We start from the raw sequence: 23,251 nt of genomic DNA, 5'->3' as shown, positions 1-23,251 counted from the left end.
TCCAGGCCCCGGCAGCATACAAACGAGTCACCATGAACGAATGCCAGAGCATCATCAAAGCCAGAATCGAAGCGGCCGTGGCGACGACCCATTGCGACACCATCGACTATCAATCGGAATGGCTGGGCTACATTCCATTCGGGGTCTATCACTGGGTTGAATGCCAGGGCGAAGACATCTCCACGGACTTTCCCTTCGGCTGGTCCCTCGAAGACCTGACTGCCCTTGAGCAGGCCGGATATCTGCATGTACTGGAAAGCTACGAGAACCCCGAAGACCACTTCGACCGCCATATCCGCTATCGCGTCAGTCGCACAGCCCTCTTCACCGCCTGACCCGAGGCGAGGTAACGGTTATGCGGTGACTTGCGCCAAAGGCTGCTCGCCGAGTTGGGGGTAATGCATGGTCAGCACCGCCCACCTCAACCCGTCGACGCCAGGCACGACCCCGGACGCCTTGGATGACTGTTCGACGTAGCCGGCGTATTCCTCAACCCGTTGCAGGTGTTCTTCCCAGCGCGTCTCTTCGAAGTTCACGCCCAGGATGATTACGCTGCCGGTCGCGACCTTTTCCGCCTGGGCCTTGAGCCGGGTCATGTACCAATAGTCCCTGGCCGCGCTTTCGAACAGCTTGCCCTGGTTGCCATTGGCAAAAGGTGCCTTGAGTTCGATGAAGTGAAAGCGTTGCTCATCCTGGTCGCGAATCCACAGATCGCATTGCTTGGTGACGATGTCCATCTGCGACCAGCGCTGGTCCAGCGCCACCTTGTATTCGACGCCGACATCGCCCATCCAACCATCGTGGGGGCCGCGCAGACCGCGGGCGCGGATCAGCCAGAAGTAAAACTCGAACTTCAACCATCCCTCGAAGCCATTGCCCAGCGCACTGATGGATGACGGCAGGTAGTGACGCTCCTGCTGCCACGATTGCATGAACTCGCCGAACGCGGCTGCGACATCCTGGATACCGGCCATGATAAACATCCTTGTATTGACCCATGAGGTATTGGCAGTGTGCCATCATCCTGTCGTGCACCACAACGCCAAGGATCAGATCAGCCGGACGCTGACGAGACGTTCGCGTCTTGGTACGCTGCATGCTCCATGGACCTGGACCACCCGGCAATGAAAACTCATGCAGCGCTCGCCCTGACGCTCACCCTACTGTGCTCCCCCGTATACGCCGCGAGCTGGCAGATCTGCCGGTTGGACGTACAGATCGCCGAGGTCTTGAAACAACCGTACCCGCAGTTACAGGGGCGAATCCTCAAAGTCACCCCGAAATCCCCTGCCACGCAATGTCCGCAGCAAGGCTCGACGATCACTTTCACCCCGGAAACCAGCGACTACCAGAACACCCTCCCGCGTCGACAATGGCCTCGAAAAGGCCAGTCGGTGCGGATCGACTACCGGTATCTGGATGGGATTTGCAAGGGTGATGGACACGAGCATCCGTGTCGTATCGAGCACTACCCGATAGCGGGACGTTGACGTTGGCGCTATTTCAATAACTCGGTGATCCATCGCATCTGCCGGGCGACTTCCTGGACCTTCTGTTCGGCAACCCCCTGCCGCGCCCGAGTGAAACCGGCCAGGGTCTTTTGCTTCTGGCTCAGCAGGCGTTGCCATTTGGCCAGGAACGTCGGGCTGCGTGTCTGCATTTGCGACGGGCCGAAGTACAGCTCCCGATCGCTGTACGTCACCGGCCCGGTACGTTCGGCGACGATGATCTCGTAGTAGAAGCGGTTTTCCCGCAGCACCTCTTCGCCGAGGATGCGGTAGCCGTTGTCCATCAGCCATTGGCGCAACGGCTGCTCGCCACCGTTGGGTTGCAGGATCAGGCGCTCGGCGCCGCTCAGGCGCGCCTTGCCGCTGTCGAGGATGTCACGGATCGTCTCGCCGCCCATGCCACAAAGGCTGATAGCGGTGATCCGGTCACCCGGTTCTATCGCCTCCAAGCCATTGGCCAGGCGCACATCGATCCGTTGGTTCAGGCCGCTTTCGCGCACGGTACGCTCGGCGGCCTGGAATGGCGTCAAGGCCACCTCAACGGCCACCGCCGAAGCGATGGCGCCACGGCGCAGCAGTGCCACCGGCAGATAGGCGTGATCCGAACCGATATCAGCCAGTCGCGCGCCCGCCGGCATGTGCGCCGCCACGCGCTCCAGGCGCATGGACAATGTCTCATCGTTCAATAGCGGTTCCTATGACTCAATCGTAAAACGGCTCGACCAGCGCCCGGCTGCCGACAAAGAAACTGTCCGCGACCAACCGCAACGGTTGCAGGTCCAGGTCGCTGGCCTTGTCGGAAATCAGTTGCTGGAAGTGGCGGTATACAGCGGCATATTCGCCCTCCTGGGAAACCGCCTGGCGCTCGCCGTCGATGCTCAACAGTGCGCCACCGTTGTCCAGGCGCAAGGTGCCTTCGGTGCAGCGAATCTCGATGCTCCACAGTTCATCATGACCGTGGTCGAAATCGAACTCCGCGCGCACATCCAGGTGATGGGCGTCGGACATCTTGATGCTGGCGGCAATCGGCGACTGGCAGTTGCTGGGGACGCGCAATTCAGCGGCCTCGACAAACAGCGGCAGCGCCAACAAATGAGTGGCGATCGACAACGCATTGATGCCGGGATCGAACACCCCCAGGCCGCCGGGTTGCCAGATCCACGCCTGGCCGGGATGCCACTTGCGCACATCTTCTTTCCATTCGATCTTCACGCTCTGCAAAGTGCGGCCAGACAGCCAGTCGCGGGCGGCTTCAATGCCTGGGGCGTAACGCGAATGCCAGGCGAACAGGCCACTGACGCCCTGTTCGCGCACCTGATCGACGAGGGCCTGCGCTTCGCCCAGGGTGGCGCACGGTGGTTTTTCCACCAACACGTGTTTGCCGGCGGCCAGTGCCTGCTGCACCAATGCGTATCGGCCCTGGGGTGGCGTGCAAAAGGCAATCGCATCGACCTGCGGGCCGTTTTCCAGCAGCTCGCCCAGGGACTTGAAGTTCTCGACCCCGGCGCAAGGCTGGCCTTGCGTGGCGACGGCCACCAGTTGGAACGCGGGGTTGGCCTGGATCGCGGGAACATGTTGATCCTGGGCGATCTTGCCGTAGCCCACCAGACCGAGACGAATCGGTTGCATCGCTGACTCCTGATTGCTTTTGTACTTATGTGGGGCAGCAAACTAGACGGAAATCGCCTGGCGGACAATGGGGTTGTCTGACATCTGCCGGATTATTCTCAGCGCAGCCCCTGCCTTTCAAGCCGGTTGCGACGCGGTGACGACGCTGGCAATCCGGCCCAGGAAAGGTTCCAGCCGTTCCCGTGGCGCATCGTGTTCCACCACCAGGGCGGTGACGTCCTCACACGAAGCGACCTGGTAGTGAGCCACGCTGGAGAGCTTTTCGTTGGTCACCGCTGTTACCACTTGCCCACTGGCCGCGACCACCGCGCGCTTGAACTCGGCGTCTTCCAGGCCGAAGGCGGTAACCCCATTGTCTGGGTCGATGGCACAGGTGCCCAGGTAGCACAGATCGACATTGAACTGGCGCAGCTGCTGGACGGCCGTCAGCCCGATCACCCCGCCGGAGGTCGCGTTCAAGCGTCCGCCCAGCAAAATCACCTCGGCAGCGGGCAGCTTCATCAACTCCACCGCAATCAACGGCGCGTTGGTGATGAGGGTCAGTTTCAGTTGCGGATCAATGGCGCGGGCGATCGCCAAATTGGTCGAGCCGGCATCGATGAACACCCGTTGGCCCGCTCGCAGCAATGAAGCGGCCACTTGCCCGAGGCTGCTCTTGCGAACCGGGTCCTGGCGTACCCGAACGTCTATCGGCCTCTCGGCCGCCGGCAACAGGATCGCGCCGCCGTAGACACGCTTGCACACCCCCGCCGCCGCCAAAGCGCCGAGGTCGCGCCGGATCGAGTGCTCAGACACCTTGAACTCGCTGGCAAGGTCAGCGGCAATCACCCGGCCATACCGGGCGAGACGCTCGCTGATCAGTTGCTGGCGTTCACCGGGAAACGCTTCGTGGACTGAAGTCATACACTATAAACCTGCATAAACGAGCATCAATGATCACAATCGAGCAAATATGCCGTTTCGACCATTCAGCGTCAAATCCCCTTGGCAAAAAAAAGCCCCGCGACCGGATACGGTGCGGGGCAAGGGAATTGGTTGGTTGCGGCCAACCAAAGGAGCACGGGCAAAACGGTTACGAGCCGGTCAGATACAGTCCTGTGCGGCGCGCTCGAAACTCGACGGCAGCAGGTTCGAAGCCAGCAGGTGGCGCTCGTAGACGAACACCTTGCCGCCATTGCCAGCCTTGTAGGCTTCCAGCACGTTGTCGGCTGAGACCTTGCTGGGCACCACGATCCGATAGCTGCGCTGGGTCTGGGAAACGGTCGGTTTCAAGGCGCTGCCCTGCAGTTTCGGCACTACGCACTCGGCGTATTCGGCGGGCGTCTTGCTGGTTTGCAGCGTCAGGGTCGGGTCGTTCGGGGCTGACGCGCAGCCGGCAAGCAGCAACGAAGCAGAGGCCATGAACAGTGAAAATAAAGCGCGCATCGGTGTAATCCTGAAAATAAAGGGGTCGGCTCATCCGTCAACGGACTGGAGCGGCCTGTTCGATGGAGGCGATTGTCCCTTCAATCGCGACAAAGCAGAACTTGCCTTTCGTGATGGTGACTATTACTTCTAGCAATAGTTGAACGCCGCCGAGGCGAATACCCATAAGGACAAGAGGCTTGCCATGAGAACGTTTGACCTGATCCGCGATGCAGTCCTGCCCGATTTCCGGGAGCGGGTGGCCGATTACCTGCTCCAGTACGAGGCCGTGCTTCTGGCAAAAGAGGCGATTGACCCGGAGCTCAAGCGCGCCACTGCCCATCAGTTGCGCGGTTATTTGCGCGGGTTGAACACTACGCGGGTGTTAGGCATGGCGGAGTGGGAGGAGTTGGATCGGCGGGTGCTGAATACTTGGCTCGGTGAATAGGGTTGCTTCGCAGCCATCGCGAGCAGGCTCGCTCCCACAGGGGCTTTGTGGCGAGCACGGGATATGGGAACGCCGCGATCAAAACTGTGGGAGCGAGCCTGCTCGCGAGTCGGCCTGGGCTCTTTGCACCAGTCTTTCTACCCACTCGGCATCCCCTTCATTGATCAGCGCATAACGGTCCGGCGGAAAAAACATCCAGTGATGGGCAACCTTTGCCAACTGTCTGAGCTCTTCGGGGGACAGCCAATACGCCGTATCCTGCACGGGAATCGGTGCTCCATCGAACCGGCGCCCCAGCGAAAGGTTTGTGCCAGGGGCAAAGGCAATCGCCAGTTGTTCGCGAGGCTGGAACTGTCTGTCCAGCGCCGGCATCTGCCCCTCCCGAGCATAGGTAAAGCTGCCTGGAAATTGCTCCTTGAGCACCAGCCACTGCCCCGCCGCTGTCCTGGCCAGGACCCATTGCGCTACGCCACTGTCTTGCAGGCGCTCAAGCTTACCGTCGGCCCAGTGCATCAGGGTATTGCAATCCGGGTCGTAGTCGTTGGACCACACGCTGAAACCCGAGACCAGAGTATGGCGTTCAAGCTCGACGAGCCCTTGCTCCGGCATCGATTGCCAATAGCGCTTGGTGGGGTCGCGTTTGTCCCGCAGGAAGTTACGCAGCGCCCAAGCCGTGGTGAACAGCAACATTGCAACCACAAGCCAGCCAAGGGCATCACCGACGAGGCGGTCCACGTCCAGGCTGGGAGCGAACAGCGCCCGATAGAGCAACAGCCCCACCAGCCATGCGATGGGCGGCAGCATGGGACCGAAGCACAACGGCGGGACCAACACCTGCAGCCAGTTGAAGCGGTGCATCGCCGCATGCTCCCGGGCCCAGGCCTGTTCCTGAGGGAGCATGGGCGCCTGTTCACGCGCACCGATGGCTGGATCGGGGGTCTGGAACCGCATGTACATTGCGTAGGCGTCGTTGCTCATGGATCGAAACAGGCTCTTGAATGGACGATCGAGGCGCTCTCTGCGCCATAACCGGCGTATTATCCGGATAACCAGGCGTCCTGTAGAGCCACGTTATGCCAACTTCTCAAATTCGCCCGACACCCGCACCGTTGCTCAGGCCAGGCGAGACCGTCGTACTGTTCGACGGCGTCTGCAAGCTGTGCAACGGCTGGGCGCGGTTCCTGATTCGCCATGACCATGACCAAAGCATACGACTGGCCGCCGTACAGTCACCCGAGGGACAGGCGCTATTGGCCTGGGCAGGTTTGCCACAGGATCATTTCGACACGATGGCGGTGATTCGCGACCACCACTTCTGGGTGCGTTCGGATGCAGTTTTCGAAGTTGTTGTCCTGCTGCCCCGCCGCTGGCGCCCGGTAAGGCTGCTGCGCTACGTGCCTCGCAGGCTGCGAGACTGGGCTTACGATCGCATAGCGCTAAATCGTTATTGGCTCTTTGGCAAATACGAAATCTGCCTGCTGCCCCATCCTGATCACGAACGCCGCTTCCTTAAGTCACCGATGTGAATAACAAACGGGCTGATCGCTACTAGCCCAGCACCAGATCGGCCCACTGCCACGGGGTCATTTTCGTCACCATGATCATTACGATCACGAACATCCCCGAGAACCCGCAAATGCCCATCCAGAACCATCTGCGGTAAACCGCCAGATAGCGTTCATCGAGCTCCGTCTCCGCCTCGGCCGCCATTGAGGCCAGTCTATGCAGATGTTTCTGCAACACCAGGACCGGGAGCCAGAGCAAACCCACACAAAAGAAAATGATCAGCGCCGTCATGACCCAGGCCGTGGTCAGGGCGAGCCCGCTCAGTTGCAGCAACAGGTAGCCCGTTATGATCTGGATGAAGCCGGCCGGTGTGGTGATCCAGGTGTCATAACGGACCACCATCCGCGCCACGTGCGCAATCACCTGAGGATTGCGTGTGCGGCTGGCGGCGATCAGGTACAGGTACGAGCCCATGCCGAAGCCGAACAGGAAGATGGCGGCGATGACGTGCAAGTACTTCAGGCCAAGATAAAGCATGCTCAGCCCTGCTCGTCGCAGAAGCGCACGGACAGGCTCAGGTTCTGCGGATCATTGATGGCAGCCAGGTATTCGTCGACGCTGATTTCGCCCACGCACGCCCGGGCACCGGGTTCGGGCTGGTAGCCTCGGGCCATTTTCGCGGCTAGCGCCACAGCGGCGCAGCTGGGGATCTCCGGGCCCTTGTCGTTCAGCGCTGTGAGCTGCGCACACATGGACAATGGTCTGGCGTCGGTGCCGATGCCGTGGACATCGATGTACATCGCGCTCTTGCCATCGCCGAATCGTTCGAACCAGAGGCCCCAGCGATGGAGCCTGGCGGCCCACGGCAGATGATCAGTGATCATGCCCATGCGCATGGCCTGGGCCAGCAGATAGTTGGCAACGCCGCCCAGCTTCAGCCCGGCGCCGGCCTGGAAGCGTAATGTATGGGCACCGTAACGGCCGGCGAAGATATCCAGGTCCGGTACGTCGACATTGGCTAGCACGCGGGTGCCGAGGCCTGGCATTTTGCGCAGCGTCAGGTCCTGCCAACCCAGCACCTCATGCACCCGGCCATCCTTGAGTTGCTTGATCGGCTTGCCGGCGTAGGCCAGGACGCCTTCGACGGTGGACAGCCCCGGCATCTTCGCCGACGAGGTAATGCCATGTTCGATCGAGTCGATGCGCTGGAAGCGATGCCGCTGCTGATCGATGATTGCCGCCGACAGCGTCGGCACCGAACTGCAACCGCTGAGGATCGCCACGCCTGCCTGTCTGGCCTGGGCATCGAGGACGCCGATGCCGGTGACGAAGGCCCTGCTGTCCGACAGATCGCAGTAGTGCACGCCGGCAGCGATGCAGCTCTCGGCCACGGTATAGGACTGGCCCTGGAACGGGCCGCCGGTGTGGACGACCAGTTGGATGTTCATCGCCCCCAGGATCGATTCGAACCCCGGCCCCATGGCATCGCCGCACCAACCTTCGCAGGTCGCGCCGGATTGGCTTTTCAACTCTTCGACCTTGCGTTGCAACTTGGCGGGATCGCGGCCTGAGATCACCAGTTCTACGTCTGGCATCATCGCCAGATGACGGCTGACGATGCTGCCGAAATTGCCGTAGCCGCCTATTACCAACACCCTGAAAGCCATTCAACTCTTCCCTAAAGCACCTGAATTAACGCGGCTCGCGCAAGGCTTGCCTTAATCACCGTGGCGAGGGAGCTTGCTCCCGCTGAGGTGCGCAGCAGCCCTTGTTGTGGGCGCTTCGCACCCAAGCGGGAGCAAGCTCCCTCGCCACAAGAGCGGTGGATCAGTGGGCTGTTGTGTTTGCCCCCTGCTGATACTCCCTGGGCGTACACCCAAACTCGCGGCGAAACACCGTGTGCAGGTACTGCGCCGATTTGAAGCCGCAATTCTGGGCGATGTCGGCAATCGGTGCAGCGGTATTTTCCAGGCCGCTGGCGGCAGCGGCGAGTTTGAAGCGCAGGATTTCGTCGTGGACACTGCAACCGCGTTCCTTGCGAAAGTGCGACTCCAACGAGGATCGCGACACCCCGACATACGCCGCGACCTGGGCGGTCTTGATCCCCTGGCACGCGTATTGGCGAATGAACAGCAGCGCCTGCATCACGTAGGGGTTGCCCAACGGTTGATGCAGGCTGGAGACCTGCACATTGATCGCATCCGGCGGCACCAGAATCTGCGTGCCGGTGGACGGCATGCCATGGAGCATCTGATGGAGCAGCCGTGCCGCAGTGCGGCCCATAGTCTCGGTGCCCTGGATCACCGAACTCAGCGGCACTCGGGTCAGGCTGCGGGTCAGTGGATCGTTATCGATGCCGATCAGCGCCACCTCTTCCGGCACGGCGATTCCGGCGGTCAGGCAGGCTTGCAGCAGTTGCCGGGCACGAGCGTCGCTGACGGCGATGATGCCGATGGGCTTGGGCAGGCTCTGCAACCAGGCAATTTGTTGTTCGACAGCGCTGTCCCACAGCGGCGCGCTGGTGCCCATGCCCCGATAGATCTCGGCGGGCAGACCATCGCGTTGCACCAATCGGCGGAAGGCTTTCTCCCGCTCTTGCGCCCAGCGATTGGCTTGCGCTTCAGGCAGGCTGAAGCAGGCAAAACGGGTCAATCCGGCCTCGATCAGATGCTCGTAGGCCAGCCGTATCAATGCGTCATTATCGGTGGCGACATAGGGAATGCCCTTGGGGTAGGCGCGCGGATCCTGATACGAGCCGCCCACCGCCACCACCGGCATTTTGATCCCCGCCAGCGCCTCGCCAATCAATGGGTCGTCGAAATCAGCGATGATCCCGTCCCCCTGCCAGCGCTCGATGCCTTTCAAGCGACAGAGAAAATCCTCCTCAAGGAATAAATCCCAGGACGCCCGCGTGCTGCTCAGGTAGTTGCCGATGCCGCTGATGATGCCGCGGTCGTAGATCTTGCTGCCATTGAACAACAGCGCGATGCGGTGGACAGGAGGTACGGTTTTCATGATGTTGACCCTGGGCCGATGGACACAGACTAGGCGCCCACGCGCCGAAGCTCAATACAAAATCGAACGCCCGGTTGGTGATTTTCATAATCAGCAGCCCTGGGACCGGCGCTAGTATCGAGGCACCGCCAAGAATAAAAAGGAAACCGCCCATGCCGTACTTTCCCGGTGTCGACAAGATTCGCTACGAAGGCCCCACCAGCCAATCACCCCTCGCCTTCCGCCACTACGATGCCGATAAGTTGGTGCTCGGTAAACCGATGCGCGAGCACCTGCGCATGGCGGTCTGTTACTGGCACACCTTCGTCTGGCCGGGCTCCGATGTGTTCGGCGCCGGCACCTTCAAGCGCCCGTGGCAACGCGTCGCAGACCCGATGGAACTGGCCATCGGCAAGGCTGAAGCGGCGTTCGAATTTTTCTCCAAACTGGGCATCGACTACTACTGCTTCCACGACACCGACGTCGCCCCGGAAGGCAGTTCGCTGAAGGAGTACCGCAACCATTTCGCGCAGATGGTCGACTACCTGGAACGTTATCAGGAGCAGACCGGGATCAAGCTGCTGTGGGGCACCGCCAACTGCTTCAGCAACCCGCGCTTTGCCGCCGGTGCTGCCAGCAATCCCGACCCGGAGGTTTTTGCCTGCGCGGCCGCCCAGGTGTTCAGCGCCATGAACGCCACGCAGCGCCTCAAAGGCAGCAACTACGTGCTGTGGGGCGGCCGCGAGGGTTACGAAACCCTGCTCAACACCGACCTCAAGCACGAGCGCCAACAACTGGGCCGCTTCATGCAGATGGTGGTCGAGCACAAGCACAAGATCGGCTTCAAGGGCGACCTGCTGATCGAGCCCAAACCCCAGGAGCCGACCAAGCACCAATACGATTACGACAGTGCCACGGTGTTCGGCTTCCTGCAGCAGTTCGGCCTGGAAAACGAAATCAAGGTCAACATCGAGGCGAACCACGCGACCCTGGCCGGGCACAGTTTCCATCATGAGATCGCCACCGCCGTGTCCCTCGGGATCTTCGGCAGCATCGACGCCAACCGGGGCGATCCGCAGAACGGCTGGGACACCGACCAGTTCCCCAACAGTGTCGAAGAGATGACCCTGGCCACTTACGAAATCCTCAAGGCCGGGGGCTTCGGCAATGGGGGTTTCAACTTCGATTCCAAGGTCCGCCGCCAGAGCGTGGACGAGCTCGATCTGTTCCACGGCCATGTCGCGGCCATGGATGTGCTGGCGCTGTCACTGGAACGCGCCGCCGCGATGGTGCAGAACGACCAGCTCCAGCAGTTCAAGGACCAACGCTACGCCGGCTGGCAGAAACCGTTCGGCCAGGCCGTGCTGGCCGGCGAGTTCAGCCTCGCGTCACTGGCCGAACACGCCTTTGCCAACGAGCTGAATCCGCAGGCCGTCAGCGGTCGCCAGGAGATGCTCGAAAACGTGGTCAACCGATTTATCTACACCTGACAACCTGTGGCGAGGGAGCTCGCTCCCGCTGGGCTGCGAAGCAGCCCCCGGAACAGGATGCTTGCCGAAGGCTTGTGACATTCGCGCGACAAATCTCTGCCCACGGCGCCACTCAGCACTCTACAGTTCTACCGGCACCACGCTCATCGTCAGGAAGTGTCTTTCAAACAACAATAAAAGGACGCACCACATGAAAAAGTTCCAACGCACGTTAATCGCCGGCGCCCTGGCCCTGCTCTCGCTCCCGGTCATGGCCGACGCCGCTCACCCGAAAATCGGTTTTTCCATCGATGACCTGCGGCTGGAACGCTGGTCGCGGGACCGTGACTACTTCGTCGCGGCGGCGGAAAAACTTGATGCCAAGGTCTTCGTCCAGTCCGCCGACGCCAACGAGCAGAAACAGATCTCGCAGATCGAAAACCTCATCTCCCGTGGCGTCGACGTGATTGTCATCGTGCCATTCAACGCCACCGTGCTGACCAACGCCGTCGCCGAAGCCAAGAAGGCCGGGATCAAGGTCGTGTCCTATGACCGGCTGATCCTCAACGCCGACATCGACGCCTACATTTCCTTCGATAACGAAAAAGTCGGCGAGATGCAGGCCAGCGGCGTGCTCAAGGCCGCGCCCAAGGGCAACTACTTCCTGCTCGGCGGCGCGCCGACGGACAACAACGCCAAGGTGCTGCGCGAAGGCCAGATGAAAGTGCTGCAACCGGCCATCGACAAGGGCGACATCAAGATTGTCGGCCAGCAATGGGTCAAGGAATGGAACCCCACCGAAGCCCTGAGCATCGTCGAGAACGCGCTGACCCGGAACAACAACAAGATCGACGGCATCGTCGCCTCCAACGACGCCACGGCCGGCGGCGCCATCCAGGCCCTGGCCGCGCAGCAACTGGCCGGCAAGGTGCCGATCTCGGGCCAGGACGCCGACCTTGCGGCGGTCAAGCGCGTGATCGATGGCACCCAGACCATGACCGTCTACAAGCCGCTGAAACTGATCGCCTCCGAAGCGGCCAAGCTCTCGGTGCAACTGGCGCGCAACGAGAAGCCTGCCTTCAGCTCGCAGTACGACAATGGCAGCAAGAAAGTCGACACCATCCTGCTCACGCCGACCCCGCTGACCAAAGACAACATCGACCTGTTGGAAAAGGATGGGTTCTATACCAAGGCGCAAATTGCCGGGCAGTGATCTGCGCAGCACTGGTCAGTCAAACACAGTCCCTGTGGGAGCGAGCCTGCTCGCGATAGCGGCAGCACATCCAGCATTGATACAAGCTGGACCGCCGCCATCGCGAGCAGGCTCGCTCCCACAGGGGATTGATCGGCAAGCTGATGTGTAAGTCCTTCTCCAAGAGTCCTTGCCATGTCCGATTACCTATTGCAAATGAACGGCATCGTCAAAACCTTCGACGGTGTCAAAGCCCTGAACGGCATCGACATCAAGGTCAGGCCGGGCGAATGCGTCGGCCTGTGCGGCGAGAACGGCGCCGGTAAATCCACGCTGATGAAAGTCTTGTCGGCGGTCTATCCCCACGGCACCTGGGACGGTGAAATCCTCTGGGACGGCCAGCCGCTCAAGGCGCAATCCATCAGCGAAACAGAAGCCGCCGGGATCGTCATCATTCACCAGGAACTGACCCTGGTCCCCGACCTGTCGGTGGCTGAGAACATCTTCATGGGCCACGAGCTGACGTTGCCCGGCGGGCGCATGAACTACCCGGCGATGATCCACCGCGCCGAAGCGCTGATGCGCGAACTCAAGGTGCCGGACATGAACGTGTCGCTGCCGGTGTCCCAGTACGGCGGTGGCTACCAGCAACTGGTGGAAATCGCCAAGGCCTTGAACAAACAGGCGCGCCTGCTGATCCTCGACGAGCCTTCTTCCGCCCTGACCCGCTCGGAAATCGAAGTGCTGCTGGACATCATCCGCGATCTCAAGGCCAAGGGCGTGGCCTGCGTGTACATCTCCCACAAGCTTGATGAGGTGGCTGCGGTGTGCGACACCATTTCGGTGATCCGCGACGGCAAGCACATCGCGACCACCGCCATGGCCGACATGGACATCCCCAAGATCATCACGCAGATGGTCGGCCGGGAAATGAGCAATCTCTACCCCACCGAACCCCATGAGATCGGCGAGGTGATATTCGAGGCGCGCCACGTCACTTGCTACGACGTCGACAATCCCCGGCGCAAACGGGTCGACGATATTTCATTCGTGCTCAAGCGCGGGGAAATCCTCGGCATCGCCGGGCTGGTCGGCGCTGGCCGCACCGAACTGGTGTCGGCACTGTTCGGCGCCTATCCCGGGCGCTACGAGGGCGAAGTCTGGATGGACGGCCAACTGGTCGACACGCGCACGCCACTCAAATCGATCCGCGCCGGACTGTGCATGGTCCCCGAGGACCGCAAGCGCCAGGGCATCATTCCCGACCTGGGGGTGGGCCAGAACATCACCCTGGCGGTATTGGAAAACTACTCGAAAATGACCCGCATCGATGCCGAGGCCGAACTGGGCAGTATCGACAGGGAAATCTCGCGCATGCATCTCAAGACCGCGAGCCCGTTCCTGCCCATCACCAGCCTTTCCGGCGGCAACCAGCAAAAAGCCGTGCTGGCGAAAATGCTGCTGACCCGACCGAAAGTGCTGATCCTCGATGAGCCGACCCGTGGCGTGGATGTCGGCGCCAAGTACGAGATCTACAAGTTGATGGGCGCGCTGGCGGCCGAAGGTGTGTCGATCATCATGGTCTCTTCGGAACTGGCCGAAGTGCTGGGGGTTTCCGACCGCGTCCTGGTGATCGGTGAAGGCCAGTTGCGCGGCGATTTCATCAACCAGGGCCTGACCCAGGAACAGGTACTCGCTGCGGCGCTCAGCCAGCCCGATGGCCATAACAATAATGATCGGAAGTCCGCGTAGATGAATCAGGTCAAACAACTCTTTTCCCGCTACAAAATGCTCGCCCTGGTGATCGCCGTGGCGGTCATCTGGCTGTTCTTCAGTTGGCAGACCGACGGCGGGTTCCTGACCCCGCGCAATCTCTCCAACCTGCTGCGGCAGATGTCCATCACCGGGATCCTGGCCTGCGGCATGGTGCTGGTGATCATCAGCGGTGAGATCGACCTGTCGGTGGGCTCGTTGCTTGGATTGTTGGGGGGGCTGGCGGCGATCCTCGACGTGGTCTATCACATCCCGCTGCTGGCGAACCTGAGCCTGGTTGCGTTGTGCGGCCTGGTGATCGGCCTGGGCAATGGCTACATGACCGCGTACCTGCGCATCCCTTCGTTCATCGTCGGCCTGGGCGGCATGCTGGCGTTTCGCGGGATCCTGCTGGGTGTGACCGGCGGCACCACCATCGCCCCGGTGTCGCCGGAACTGGTCTACGTCGGCCAGGGTTATTTGCCTCACGCGGTAGGGACCGGGCTGGGCGTGGTGCTATTTGTCCTGACCCTGTTCCTGACCTGGAAGCAGCGGCGCAATCGTGCTTTGCATGGCCTTGCGGCGCACTCGTTGGTACGCGATGTGCTGCGGGTGGTGCTGATCGGCGCGGTGCTGGCCGGGTTCGTCTACACCCTCAACAGCTACGACGGGATCCCGGTGCCGGTGCTGCTTCTTCTGGTATTGCTCGGGGTGTTCAGCTACGTCACCAGCCAGACCGTGTTCGGACGGCGGGTCTATTCGGTGGGCAGCAACATGGAAGCCACACGCCTGTCAGGCATCAATGTGCAGGCCGTGAAGTTGTGGATCTTCGGCATCATGGGCGTGATGTGCGCCCTCGCCGGGATGGTCAACACCGCACGACTGGCCGCAGGCTCGCCCTCGGCCGGCAACATGGGCGAACTCGACGCCATCGCCGCCTGCTTCATCGGCGGCACCTCCATGCGCGGCGGCTCGGGCACTGTCTACGGCGCCCTGCTCGGCGCGCTGGTCATCACCAGCCTGGACAACGGCATGTCGATGCTCGATGTCGACAGCTACTGGCAGATGATCGTCAAAGGCAGCATTCTGGTGCTGGCGGTGTGGGTGGATGTAAGTACGCGGACTGGGCTGCGGTGAACGGAGTGAAAACACCCATGCACATCGAACCGTTCTCCATCGATATCCCCGAAAGCGCGCTGGAGGACCTGCGGCGTCGCCTGTTGAACGCACGACTGCTTGAGCCTTTGGCCGGGCAAGGCTGGAGCGAAGGCATCGACATGGATGTGCTACGCGACCTGCTCGCCTATTGGTCGACAGCATTCGACTGGCGCGCCCAGGAAGCGGCGCTCAATCGCCTGCCGCAGTTTGTCGCCGATGTCGGCGGCCAACGGGTTCACTTCATTCATCAACGCGGTGTCGGCCCGGCACCAATGCCGTTGATCCTGACTCACGGCTGGCCCGGTTCCTTCATCGAGATGCAGCACATCATCCCGCTGCTGACCGACCCGGCCAGTCACGGCGGTGATCCGGCGGATGCCTTCGATGTGGTAGTGCCGTCCCTGCCCGGCTACACCTTTTCTGCGCCATTCCAGCAGCCCGGCAACGGACCTTATGAAGTGGCCGGCTTATGGGGCGAGTTGATGAGCGGCTTGGGTTATGAGCGATTCGGCGCGCAGGGCGGGGACATCGGCGCGGGGGTTTCGACCTGGCTCGGCGTGCGGTTTCCCGAGCGGGTGACAGGCATCCATCTCAATTACATACCAGGCTCCTATCGCCCTCCCCTTGGCGAAACCGAACCACCGCAGACCGCAGCCGAAACCGCCTTCCTGCAACACGCCGCTGCGTTTGCCGACGCCGAAGGCGCCTATGGACACATCCAACGCACCAAGCCGCAGAGCCTAGCAGTGGGCCTGAATGACTCGCCGGCCGGTTTGCTGGCCTGGATGGGCGAGAAGATCCTGTCCTGGTGCGACACCCGCCCGGCCATTGACCGCGACTGGCTGCTGACCAACGTCACGCTGTACTGGCTGACGAACTGCATCGGCTCGTCGTTCCGGCAGTACGTGGAAGGCAGTAAGCGACCGCTCGTGTTCAGCCATGGGGAACGGGTGAAGCCTGCGGTCGGCGTGGCGGTGTTTCCCAAGGAATTGCCCATGCCGCCGCGCAGTTGGGTGGAGCGTTGCTGCGATGTAAAACGCTGGAGCGTGATGCCCAAGGGTGGGCATTTTGCGGCATTGGAACAGCCGCAGTTATTGGCGGAGGAAATCAGGGCGTTTTTTCGGGATTTGCGGTAGTGCAGATTGGACGATGGCATATCCTGCCGCCCTAGAACTCAAGCCCTAGCACAACCCGTGGCGAGGGAGCTTGCTCCCGCTGGGGTGCGCAGCAACCCCAAAACCAGACGCCGCGATACATCAGGTTAACTGCGTCAACCTGATTACGACTGCTGCGCAGCCGAGCGGGAGCAAGCTCCCTCGCCACAGGGGTATATGGTCTCCCGAAAGTCTCGACGACAATCGGTGACAGAGACCTGGCCTTCTGAAAATCTCGTAGGAATTCTCCACCCGTGGCGAGGGAGCTTGCTCCCGCTGGGGTGCGTAGCAGCCCCAAACCGGTCGCCTTGTTTCCCCAGGCACACCGCGGGCCCCGGCTTTGCGTTGACTGCGTCACCGAGCGGGAGCAAGCTCCCTCGCCACGGGGATCGGGGGCGTCCTACAGGGGACGTGACCGACATGTTTGCCGTCATCGAACGCCGCGGCCTCGAAGACTAGCCCCTCGCCACAAAGCTCATACTTGCGCCGACCCACATCGGCCCGAATCAACATATGGAGAGATTCACATGGAAGTCCGTAACCCGCTGCAACCTTCGCAATGCACCAACATGGAGGACATTCGTGGCGAAATCGATGCTTTGGATAAAGCCGTTATCAAACTTCTGGGCAAACGCTTTCAGTACGTGCTGGCGGCCTCGAAGTTCAAGACCTCGGCCACTTCAGTGCGTGCGCCGGAACGTTTCAAGGCAATGCTGGCGACGCGCCGTGAGTGGGCCGAGGCCGAGGGCCTGAATCCGGATGCGGTCGAGAAGATGTACAGCGATCTGGTGAATCATTTCATTGCCGAGGAGATGAAGCACTGGGCTGCGCGTCAGCCCTGAAACAGGCGCACTCCCATTCTGGACCCCTACGTCACCGTCAATAACCAATAACTGAAACCACAAAGCCCCGACCAGCGTCCTCGTCGAAACGAGGGACGACGGCCGGGGCTTTATGCATCGATTGTGATGACTAGGAGGTTTCACCACCCTCCGTCAACGCCGCCAGCAACAGCGGATGCAACACCGCCTCTGGATGCTTCTGCTGCCAGGCCGACAATTCCCTGCGCATGCCCGGCGTCCAGAAGCTCTGGATGTGCTGGCGCACGCCCTTCACCGCCAGGGTGTTGTCCGGTTCGCTGGAGAAATACTGGGCGATCTGGTTGGCCATCTTGATCAGGCTTTCAGAACTCATCGGCACACCTCGGCTTTCTCCGCATGACGGCGTTCACGCAGCAGGCGCACTTGTTCATCACTGAATGCCTGATAGCGCTTCTGCCATTCGGAAGGCTGGCTGACCCGCACGATTTCCACGGCCGTTACCTTGTATTCCGGGCAGTTGGTGGCCCAGTCGGAGTTGTCGGTAGTGATCACGTTGGCCCCTGATTCGGGGAAGTGGAAGGTGGTGTACACCACCCCCGGCGCGACCCGCTCGGTGACTTTCGCCCGCAGTACGGTCTGCCCGGCGCGGCTGCCGATGCCGACCCAATCGCCATCGACGATGCCACGGTTCTCGGCGTCGGTCGGGTGGATTTCCAGGCGGTCTTCCTCATGCCAGGCCACGTTCTCGGTGCGCCGGGTCTGGGCGCCGACGTTGTACTGGCTGAGGATCCGGCCAGTGGTGAGCAACAGCGGATAGCGGTTGTTGACCTTCTCTTCGGTGGGCACGTAGCCGGTGAGCATGAAGCGTCCCTTGCCGCGTACGAATTGCTCGATGTGCATGGTCGGCGTGCCGTCCGGTGCGGCATCGTTGCATGGCCATTGCAGGCTGCCGTGGCGCTCCAGTTCGGCGTAGCTGACACGGGTGAAGGTCGGCGTCAGGCGGGCGATCTCGTCCATGATCTGTGATGGATGGCTGTAGTCCATCTTGTAACCCAAGGCGTCGGCCAGGGCGATGGTGGCTTCCCAGTCGGCCTTGCCGGCCAGGGGCTCCATCACCTTGCGTACCCGGGAGATCCGGCGCTCGGCGTTGGTAAAGGTGCCGTCTTTTTCCAGGAACGAGCTGCCCGGCAGAAACACGTGGGCGAACTTGGCCGTCTCGTTGAGGAAGATGTCCTGCACGATCACGCACTCCATGGCGCTCAGGGCTGCGGTCACGTGCTGGGTGTTGGGGTCGCTCTGGGCGATGTCCTCACCCTGGCAGTAAAGCGCCTTGAAGGTGCCGTCCAGCGCGGCCTCGAACATGTTCGGAATACGCAAGCCCGGGTCGGGCTGCAGGGTCACGTTCCAGGCCTGTTCGAACTGGGCGCGTACGGTTTCGTTGGAGATGTGCCGATAGCCAGGCAGTTCGTGGGGGAACGAGCCCATGTCGCACGAGCCCTGGACATTGTTCTGCCCGCGCAACGGGTTCACGCCGACACCTTCGCGACCGATGTTGCCGGTGGCCATGGCGAGGTTGGCAATGCCCATGACCGAGGTACTGCCCTGGCTGTGCTCGGTGACGCCGAGGCCGTAATAGATGGCTGCGTTACCGCCGGTGGCGTAGAGCCGGGCAGCAGCGCGGATCTGTTCGGCAGGCACGCCGCACACCGGGCCCAAGACCTCCGGTGAGTTTTCCGGCAGGCTGACGAAATCGCTCCAGCGGGCGAAATCCGCCGGTTCGCAGCGCTCGTCGACGAAGTCCTGCTTGACCAGTCCTTCAGTGACAATCACGTGGGCCAACGCGTTGAGCATCGCCACGTTCGTGCCGGGACGCAGTTGCAAGTGGAGCTCGGCGCGGGCATGCGGCGAATCCACCAGGTCGATGCGCCGTGGGTCGATGACAATCAGTCGCGCACCCTGACGCAAGCGGCGCTTGAGCTGCGAGCCGAACACCGGGTGAGCGTCGGTGGGGTTGGCGCCCATCACCAGGATCACGTCGGCCTTCATCACCGAGTCGAAGTTCTGGGTCCCGGCCGATTCGCCCAGGGTTTGCTTCAGGCCATAGCCGGTGGGCGAATGGCAGACGCGGGCGCAGGTGTCGACGTTGTTGTTGCCGAACGCGGTGCGCACCAGTTTCTGCACCAGGTAGGTTTCTTCGTTGGTGCAACGGCTAGAGGTAATGCCACCGATGGAATCGCGCCCGTACTTGAGCTGGATGCGCCGTAACTCGCTGGCCGCATAGGTGACCGCCTCGTCCCAACTGACCTCCTGCCACGGGTCGTTGATATGCTTGCGGATCATCGGCTTGGTGATGCGATCCGGGTGCGTGGCATAGCCCCAGGCGAAACGACCCTTGACGCAAGAGTGGCCGTGGTTGGCCTGGCCGTTCTTGTCCGGAACCATGCGTACCAATTGCTCGCCCTTCATTTCAGCGCGGAACGAGCAGCCGACACCGCAGTAGGCGCAGGTGGTGATGACACTGCGTTCCGGCTGGCCGATTTCCACTACGCTCTTGTCGATCAGCGTAGCGGTCGGGCAGGCCTGGACGCAGGCGCCGCAGGACACGCATTCGGAGTCGAGGAAGTTGTCACCGCCGGCTGCTGCCACACGGGAATCGAAACCGCGCCCGGTGATGGTCAGGGCGAAGGTGCCTTGGATCTCTTCACAGGCACGCACGCAGCGGCTACACACGATGCATTTGCTCGGGTCGTAGTCGAAATAGGGGTTGGAAACATCCTTGGTCTCGGCCAGGTGATTGGCGCCGTCGTAGCCGTAGCGCACCTCGCGCAGGCCGACCTGCCCCGCCACCGTCTGCAATTCGCAATTGCCGTTGGCCGGACAGGTCAGGCAGTCCAGTGGGTGGTCGGAGATGTACAGTTCCATCACATTGCGCCGCAGCGTGGCGAGCTTGGAGGTCTGGGTGCGGACCACCATGCCCTCGGTCACCGGCGTGGTGCAGGAGGCCGGGTAACCGCGCATGCCGTCGATCTCCACCAGGCACATGCGGCAGGAACCGAAGGCCTCCAGGCTGTCGGTGGCGCAGAGCTTGGGAATGGTGGTGCCGAGCAACGCGGCAGCACGCATCACCGAAGTGCCGGACGGGACCCTGATCTCCCGGCCGTCGATGGTCAGGTTGACCTGCACTTCGCTTTCGCGAGCGGGTGTGCCAAGGTCGATGTCAGTGCTGGGGTCGAAGATGTTGATCATTGGTCGGCCTCCGTGGTCGCCAGACCGAAATCGGCGGGAAAGTGCTTGAGGGCGCTGGCGACGGGGTATGAAGTCATCCCACCGAGGGCACAGAGCGAACCGTATTGCAGGGTGTCGCACAGGTCTTGCAGCAGCAGCGCCTGTTCCTGGCGAGCACTGGCATCGGTGCTGGCGATCAGACGATCCACCACTTCCACCCCACGGGTGGAACCGATCCGGCACGGTGTGCACTTGCCGCAGGATTCCTCGGCGCAGAACTGCAAGGCGAACCGGGCCATGTGGGCCATGTCCAGGCTGTCATCTGCCACCACCACACCGCCGTGACCGAGCATCGCGCCCATGGCGGCGAACGCTTCGTAGTCCAGCGGTGTGTCGAACTGCGAGGGAGGCACCCAGGCGCCCAACGGCCCTCCCACCTGCGCGGCCTTCAATGGCCGACCGCTGGCGGTGCCTGCGCCGTAACCTTCCACCAATTCGCGCAGGCTCAGGCCGAAAGCACGCTCCACGAGGCCAGCCTGACGGACATTGCCGGCCAGCTGGAACGGCATCGTCCCCAAGGAACGGCCCATGCCGAAATCACGATAGAACTGCGCGCCTTTTTCCAGGATCACCGGGACCGAGGCCAGGGTCACCACGTTGTGCACCAGGGTCGGCAAGCCAAACAGACCTTGCAACGCTGGCAGCGGTGGTTTGGCGCGGACCTCGCCGCGCTTGCCCTCCAACGATTGCAGCAGCGAGGTTTCCTCGCCACAGATGTAGGCACCCGCCCCCACCCGCACTTCCAGCTCGAAGCGGCGACCGCTGCCGCCCACGTCCGCGCCCAGGTAACCGGCGCTACGGGCGATGCCCAGGGCTTGGTTCAGGGTGCTGACGGCGGCCGGGTATTCCGAGCGCACGTAGATGTAGCCCATCGTCGCACCGACCGCGATGCCGGCGATGATCATGCCTTCGATCAGCAGGAACGGGTCGCCTTCCATCAACATCCGGTCGGCAAAGGTGCCGGAGTCGCCTTCATCGGCGTTGCACACCACATACTTCTGCGTCGCCACCGCGTCGCGCACGGTGCGCCACTTGATGCCCGCCGGAAACGCCGCGCCACCCCGACCGCGCAAGCCGGAATCGAGCACGCTGGTGACCACGTCCAGGCCATCCATCTGGATCGCCCGGGCCAGGCCCAGGAAGCCGCCCTTGGCCCGGTAATCATCCAACGACAGCGGCTGGGTGATGCCGGCGCGGGCGAACAGCAGGCGCTGTTGGCTCTTGAGATACGGGATTTCTTCCACCGGGCCCAAGGCCAGCGGATGGCTGCCGGGATCGCCCGCCAGAGCATCGAGCAGGCTCGGTACGTCTTGCGGCGTGACGGGACCGAAACCCAGGCGTACGCCGGCACTTTCAAACTCCAGCAGCGGTTCCAGCCAATAAAGGCCACGGGAACTGGTGCGACGCAGCTCCAGCGGCACTTGTCGACGTTCAGCTTCACCGGCCAGTGCCGCCGCCACCTTGTCTGCGCCCACGGCGCAGGCCACCGAATCACGAGGGATGCAGAGCGTCAGCATGAGCCCTCCTCCAGGCAACCGTTCACCAACTGGCGCAGGCGTTCCGGGGTCAGCCGTGCATGCAGCTCACCGTCCAGTTCAAGGGCCGGCGAACACACGCAGGCCCCCAGGCAATACACCGGCCGCAGGCTGATGCTGCCATCGGCGCTGGTGCCGTGATCGTCCAGGGATAAGTGTTCGCGCAATTGCGCCGCCAACCCTTCCGCACCCTTGCTCTGGCAGGACTCGGCCCGACACAGACGCAAGGTATGCCGCGCCGGCGGTGTGGTGCGGAAGTCGTGGTAGAAACTGATCACTCCGCGCACTTCAGCCTCGCTGAGGTTAAGGGCATGGGCGATTTCAGGGACGGCGGTGTCGGGCACATACCCGCAACCTTCCTGGATGGCATGCAGGATCGGCAACAAGGCACCCGGGGTGGCCTTCTCGCGTTCCAGCACGCTGTGAATCAGGGGCAGGTGAAGCGTCTCATCGAGCATAAGTGACCTCGGCATCTCGAACGCCACCGCCGCATAGCGGCAGCCGTCCGGAGTCTTGGCTGCGGCGCCCGGCCCACGTCACGGTAGCGTGGTTGATCCAGACGCCATTCCTGCTCTCCGGCCAAGCGTCTTGGCGCGCCTGGTCCGGGGCATCCTTACAGCTTGCCACTCCCCAAGGGTGGCGATTGCACGTGGACGACAGAACGTGTTCTGAAAGCGACTCGGGGTGAAATGTGAGCTTAGTTCAAATGATGCACCCACCTCATTTATCAGGATTACCAAGGTTCCCGGTGCTATGGACCCCGTACGGGCACGTATCGACCACAGCCGCTCCCAGTACTACTTCAACTCCACCAACCGAATCGACTGCGACCCATCCAGCGACAAGTGAATCGTCGCCGCTTTGCTAGGAAAATTCGGCGCATCGCTGTCGGTATTTTCCAGTACCGGAATATCGATCAAGGTCTGCTCGCCGGATGGATCGCTGACCAGCCTGGCATCCAGCTTGTCGATCGAACGCCAGCTGTCACCGCCGATGCGAATCACGTCGAGCAAGCTGAAATGCTGCACGCCCTCTTCGTTCTCTTCGGGGGTAAAAGCCGCCAGGTATTGGCTGTAATTATTGCCCATGCCGAAGCCTTCGATGGTGAATACGGCGAGCGTTACTTCGCTGTCCTCGCCGGTGTTCAGCGTCTGCACCAGTGTTGCTTCTGGGTAGCCGGTGGCGTAGCTGTCTTTCAGTAGCGCCACCAGATGCCCGACCTGTTCTTCCAGGGGTTTCGGAACGGGCGGCTCGGCGGCTTGGGTCAGGGTGCAGGCGAGGAACAGGCTGGCGGTCAGCAGGTGCAATTTCATGAGGGGAAAGTCCGAGGTACGGGAGGTCGGCGCGGATATTAGCGCATGAGCAGCATGGTTGATTAGCCTGTCGTTGCCTGAAG

General features: G+C 61.9%; 25 protein-coding genes. 11 read left to right on the top strand and 14 right to left on the bottom strand.

What is annotated here, in order from left to right:
- Window positions 1-32: 32 nt before the first annotated feature.
- On the top strand, window positions 33-335 hold the full coding sequence (locus tag ACLEJR_RS01515; RefSeq protein WP_440792448.1) for a hypothetical protein: 303 nt from the start codon (window positions 33-35) through the stop codon (window positions 333-335).
- Window positions 336-353: 18 nt separating this feature from the next.
- On the opposite strand, the gene ACLEJR_RS01510 is transcribed toward ACLEJR_RS01515, so the two are convergent.
- Entirely contained in the window at window positions 354-974 is a 621-nt protein-coding gene (locus ACLEJR_RS01510) for a hypothetical protein (RefSeq protein ID WP_440811718.1), read from the bottom strand.
- Here ACLEJR_RS01510 and ACLEJR_RS01505 point away from each other — a divergent pair.
- Window positions 973-1,128 (top strand): hypothetical protein, encoded by a 156-nt coding sequence (locus ACLEJR_RS01505; RefSeq protein ID WP_440811717.1) that lies wholly within the window; start codon window positions 973-975, stop codon window positions 1,126-1,128. The genes ACLEJR_RS01510 and ACLEJR_RS01505 overlap by 2 nt on opposite strands.
- Window positions 1,125-1,490: a hypothetical protein gene (locus tag ACLEJR_RS01500; protein WP_440811714.1), complete on the top strand. Its 366-nt coding sequence runs from the start codon at window positions 1,125-1,127 to the stop codon at window positions 1,488-1,490. Before ACLEJR_RS01505 ends, ACLEJR_RS01500 begins: the two co-directional genes overlap by 4 nt.
- An 8-nt stretch (window positions 1,491-1,498) precedes the next feature.
- On the opposite strand, the gene ACLEJR_RS01495 is transcribed toward ACLEJR_RS01500, so the two are convergent.
- The 4 genes from ACLEJR_RS01495 to ACLEJR_RS01480 form a co-directional block, all read right to left on the bottom strand.
- Complete coding sequence (locus ACLEJR_RS01495; protein WP_440811712.1) at window positions 1,499-2,194, bottom strand: tRNA (adenine(22)-N(1))-methyltransferase; 696 nt, start codon at window positions 2,192-2,194, stop codon at window positions 1,499-1,501.
- Between the two features lie 16 nt (window positions 2,195-2,210).
- The gene (locus ACLEJR_RS01490; RefSeq protein WP_440792438.1) at window positions 2,211-3,137 is read right to left on the bottom strand and encodes a Gfo/Idh/MocA family protein; all 927 of its coding nucleotides are present in this window, start codon (window positions 3,135-3,137) and stop codon (window positions 2,211-2,213) included.
- A gap of 117 nt (window positions 3,138-3,254) precedes the next feature.
- The gene (locus ACLEJR_RS01485; protein WP_440792436.1) at window positions 3,255-4,040 is read right to left on the bottom strand and encodes a DeoR/GlpR family DNA-binding transcription regulator; all 786 of its coding nucleotides are present in this window, start codon (window positions 4,038-4,040) and stop codon (window positions 3,255-3,257) included.
- A gap of 180 nt (window positions 4,041-4,220) precedes the next feature.
- On the bottom strand, window positions 4,221-4,562 hold the full coding sequence (locus ACLEJR_RS01480; RefSeq protein ID WP_440811711.1) for a hypothetical protein: 342 nt from the start codon (window positions 4,560-4,562) through the stop codon (window positions 4,221-4,223).
- A 184-nt stretch (window positions 4,563-4,746) separates the two neighbouring features.
- On the opposite strand from ACLEJR_RS01480, the gene ACLEJR_RS01475 reads away from it, so the two are divergent.
- Window positions 4,747-4,989, top strand: coding sequence for a hypothetical protein (locus ACLEJR_RS01475; RefSeq protein WP_440811709.1), 243 nt, complete (start codon window positions 4,747-4,749; stop codon window positions 4,987-4,989).
- A 78-nt stretch (window positions 4,990-5,067) separates the two neighbouring features.
- Here the strand turns inward: ACLEJR_RS01475 and ACLEJR_RS01470 are convergent, their stop codons facing one another.
- Window positions 5,068-5,967 carry a hypothetical protein gene (locus ACLEJR_RS01470; protein ID WP_440811706.1) on the bottom strand — a complete coding sequence of 300 codons (900 nt, stop codon included), beginning with the start codon at window positions 5,965-5,967 and terminating at the stop codon, window positions 5,068-5,070.
- Between the two features lie 95 nt (window positions 5,968-6,062).
- Here ACLEJR_RS01470 and ACLEJR_RS01465 point away from each other — a divergent pair, with 95 nt between their 5' ends.
- Window positions 6,063-6,515 carry a thiol-disulfide oxidoreductase DCC family protein gene (locus ACLEJR_RS01465; protein WP_440811704.1) on the top strand — a complete coding sequence of 151 codons (453 nt, stop codon included), beginning with the start codon at window positions 6,063-6,065 and terminating at the stop codon, window positions 6,513-6,515.
- Between the two features lie 22 nt (window positions 6,516-6,537).
- Here ACLEJR_RS01465 and ACLEJR_RS01460 read toward each other — a convergent pair whose 3' ends face one another.
- The 3 genes from ACLEJR_RS01460 to ACLEJR_RS01450 form a co-directional block, all read right to left on the bottom strand.
- A complete protein-coding gene (locus ACLEJR_RS01460; protein WP_440811701.1) occupies window positions 6,538-7,032 on the bottom strand; it encodes a DUF2269 family protein in 495 nt (164 codons plus the stop codon).
- 2 nt (window positions 7,033-7,034) lie between these two features.
- Window positions 7,035-8,162, bottom strand: a complete 1,128-nt coding sequence (locus ACLEJR_RS01455; RefSeq protein ID WP_440811699.1) for a saccharopine dehydrogenase family protein — start codon at window positions 8,160-8,162, stop codon at window positions 7,035-7,037.
- A gap of 160 nt (window positions 8,163-8,322) precedes the next feature.
- Window positions 8,323-9,510 (bottom strand): XylR family transcriptional regulator, encoded by a 1,188-nt coding sequence (locus ACLEJR_RS01450; RefSeq protein WP_440811696.1) that lies wholly within the window; start codon window positions 9,508-9,510, stop codon window positions 8,323-8,325.
- A 152-nt stretch (window positions 9,511-9,662) separates the two neighbouring features.
- Between ACLEJR_RS01450 and xylA the strand changes: the two genes are divergently transcribed.
- From xylA to ACLEJR_RS01420, 6 genes are all read left to right on the top strand, one after another.
- Window positions 9,663-10,979 carry a xylose isomerase gene (gene xylA / locus ACLEJR_RS01445; protein WP_440811693.1) on the top strand — a complete coding sequence of 439 codons (1,317 nt, stop codon included), beginning with the start codon at window positions 9,663-9,665 and terminating at the stop codon, window positions 10,977-10,979.
- A gap of 190 nt (window positions 10,980-11,169) precedes the next feature.
- Window positions 11,170-12,171: a D-xylose ABC transporter substrate-binding protein gene (gene xylF, locus ACLEJR_RS01440; protein WP_440792419.1), complete on the top strand. Its 1,002-nt coding sequence runs from the start codon at window positions 11,170-11,172 to the stop codon at window positions 12,169-12,171.
- Window positions 12,172-12,345: 174 nt separating this feature from the next.
- Window positions 12,346-13,902 (top strand): D-xylose ABC transporter ATP-binding protein, encoded by a 1,557-nt coding sequence (gene xylG / locus ACLEJR_RS01435; protein ID WP_440811690.1) that lies wholly within the window; start codon window positions 12,346-12,348, stop codon window positions 13,900-13,902.
- Window positions 13,903-15,039 (top strand): sugar ABC transporter permease, encoded by a 1,137-nt coding sequence (locus ACLEJR_RS01430; protein ID WP_440811687.1) that lies wholly within the window; start codon window positions 13,903-13,905, stop codon window positions 15,037-15,039.
- A gap of 17 nt (window positions 15,040-15,056) precedes the next feature.
- Entirely contained in the window at window positions 15,057-16,196 is a 1,140-nt protein-coding gene (locus tag ACLEJR_RS01425; protein WP_440811684.1) for an epoxide hydrolase family protein, read from the top strand.
- A 545-nt stretch (window positions 16,197-16,741) separates the two neighbouring features.
- Window positions 16,742-17,056: an isochorismate lyase gene (locus tag ACLEJR_RS01420; protein WP_440792409.1), complete on the top strand. Its 315-nt coding sequence runs from the start codon at window positions 16,742-16,744 to the stop codon at window positions 17,054-17,056.
- A 130-nt stretch (window positions 17,057-17,186) separates the two neighbouring features.
- On the opposite strand, the gene ACLEJR_RS01415 is transcribed toward ACLEJR_RS01420, so the two are convergent.
- From ACLEJR_RS01415 to ACLEJR_RS01395, 5 genes are all read right to left on the bottom strand, one after another.
- A complete protein-coding gene (locus ACLEJR_RS01415) occupies window positions 17,187-17,408 on the bottom strand; it encodes a formate dehydrogenase subunit delta (RefSeq protein ID WP_440792407.1) in 222 nt (73 codons plus the stop codon).
- On the bottom strand, window positions 17,405-20,281 hold the full coding sequence (gene fdhF, locus ACLEJR_RS01410) for a formate dehydrogenase subunit alpha (protein WP_440811682.1): 2,877 nt from the start codon (window positions 20,279-20,281) through the stop codon (window positions 17,405-17,407). The genes ACLEJR_RS01415 and fdhF overlap by 4 nt, the downstream gene beginning before the upstream one ends.
- Complete coding sequence (locus ACLEJR_RS01405) at window positions 20,278-21,837, bottom strand: formate dehydrogenase beta subunit (RefSeq protein WP_440811680.1); 1,560 nt, start codon at window positions 21,835-21,837, stop codon at window positions 20,278-20,280. Before ACLEJR_RS01405 ends, fdhF begins: the two co-directional genes overlap by 4 nt.
- Entirely contained in the window at window positions 21,831-22,313 is a 483-nt protein-coding gene (locus ACLEJR_RS01400) for a formate dehydrogenase subunit gamma (protein ID WP_238962161.1), read from the bottom strand. Before ACLEJR_RS01400 ends, ACLEJR_RS01405 begins: the two co-directional genes overlap by 7 nt.
- Before the next feature lie 339 nt (window positions 22,314-22,652).
- Window positions 22,653-23,168, bottom strand: a complete 516-nt coding sequence (locus ACLEJR_RS01395) for a hypothetical protein (RefSeq protein WP_440811677.1) — start codon at window positions 23,166-23,168, stop codon at window positions 22,653-22,655.
- Window positions 23,169-23,251: the final 83 nt, after the last annotated feature.

The organism is Pseudomonas sp. SMN5 (assembly GCF_052041925.1).
Lineage (GTDB): Bacteria > Pseudomonadota > Gammaproteobacteria > Pseudomonadales > Pseudomonadaceae > Aquipseudomonas.
Note: the sequence above shows the minus strand (reverse complement) of the source record. Positions and strands in the feature narration are given on the sequence as shown.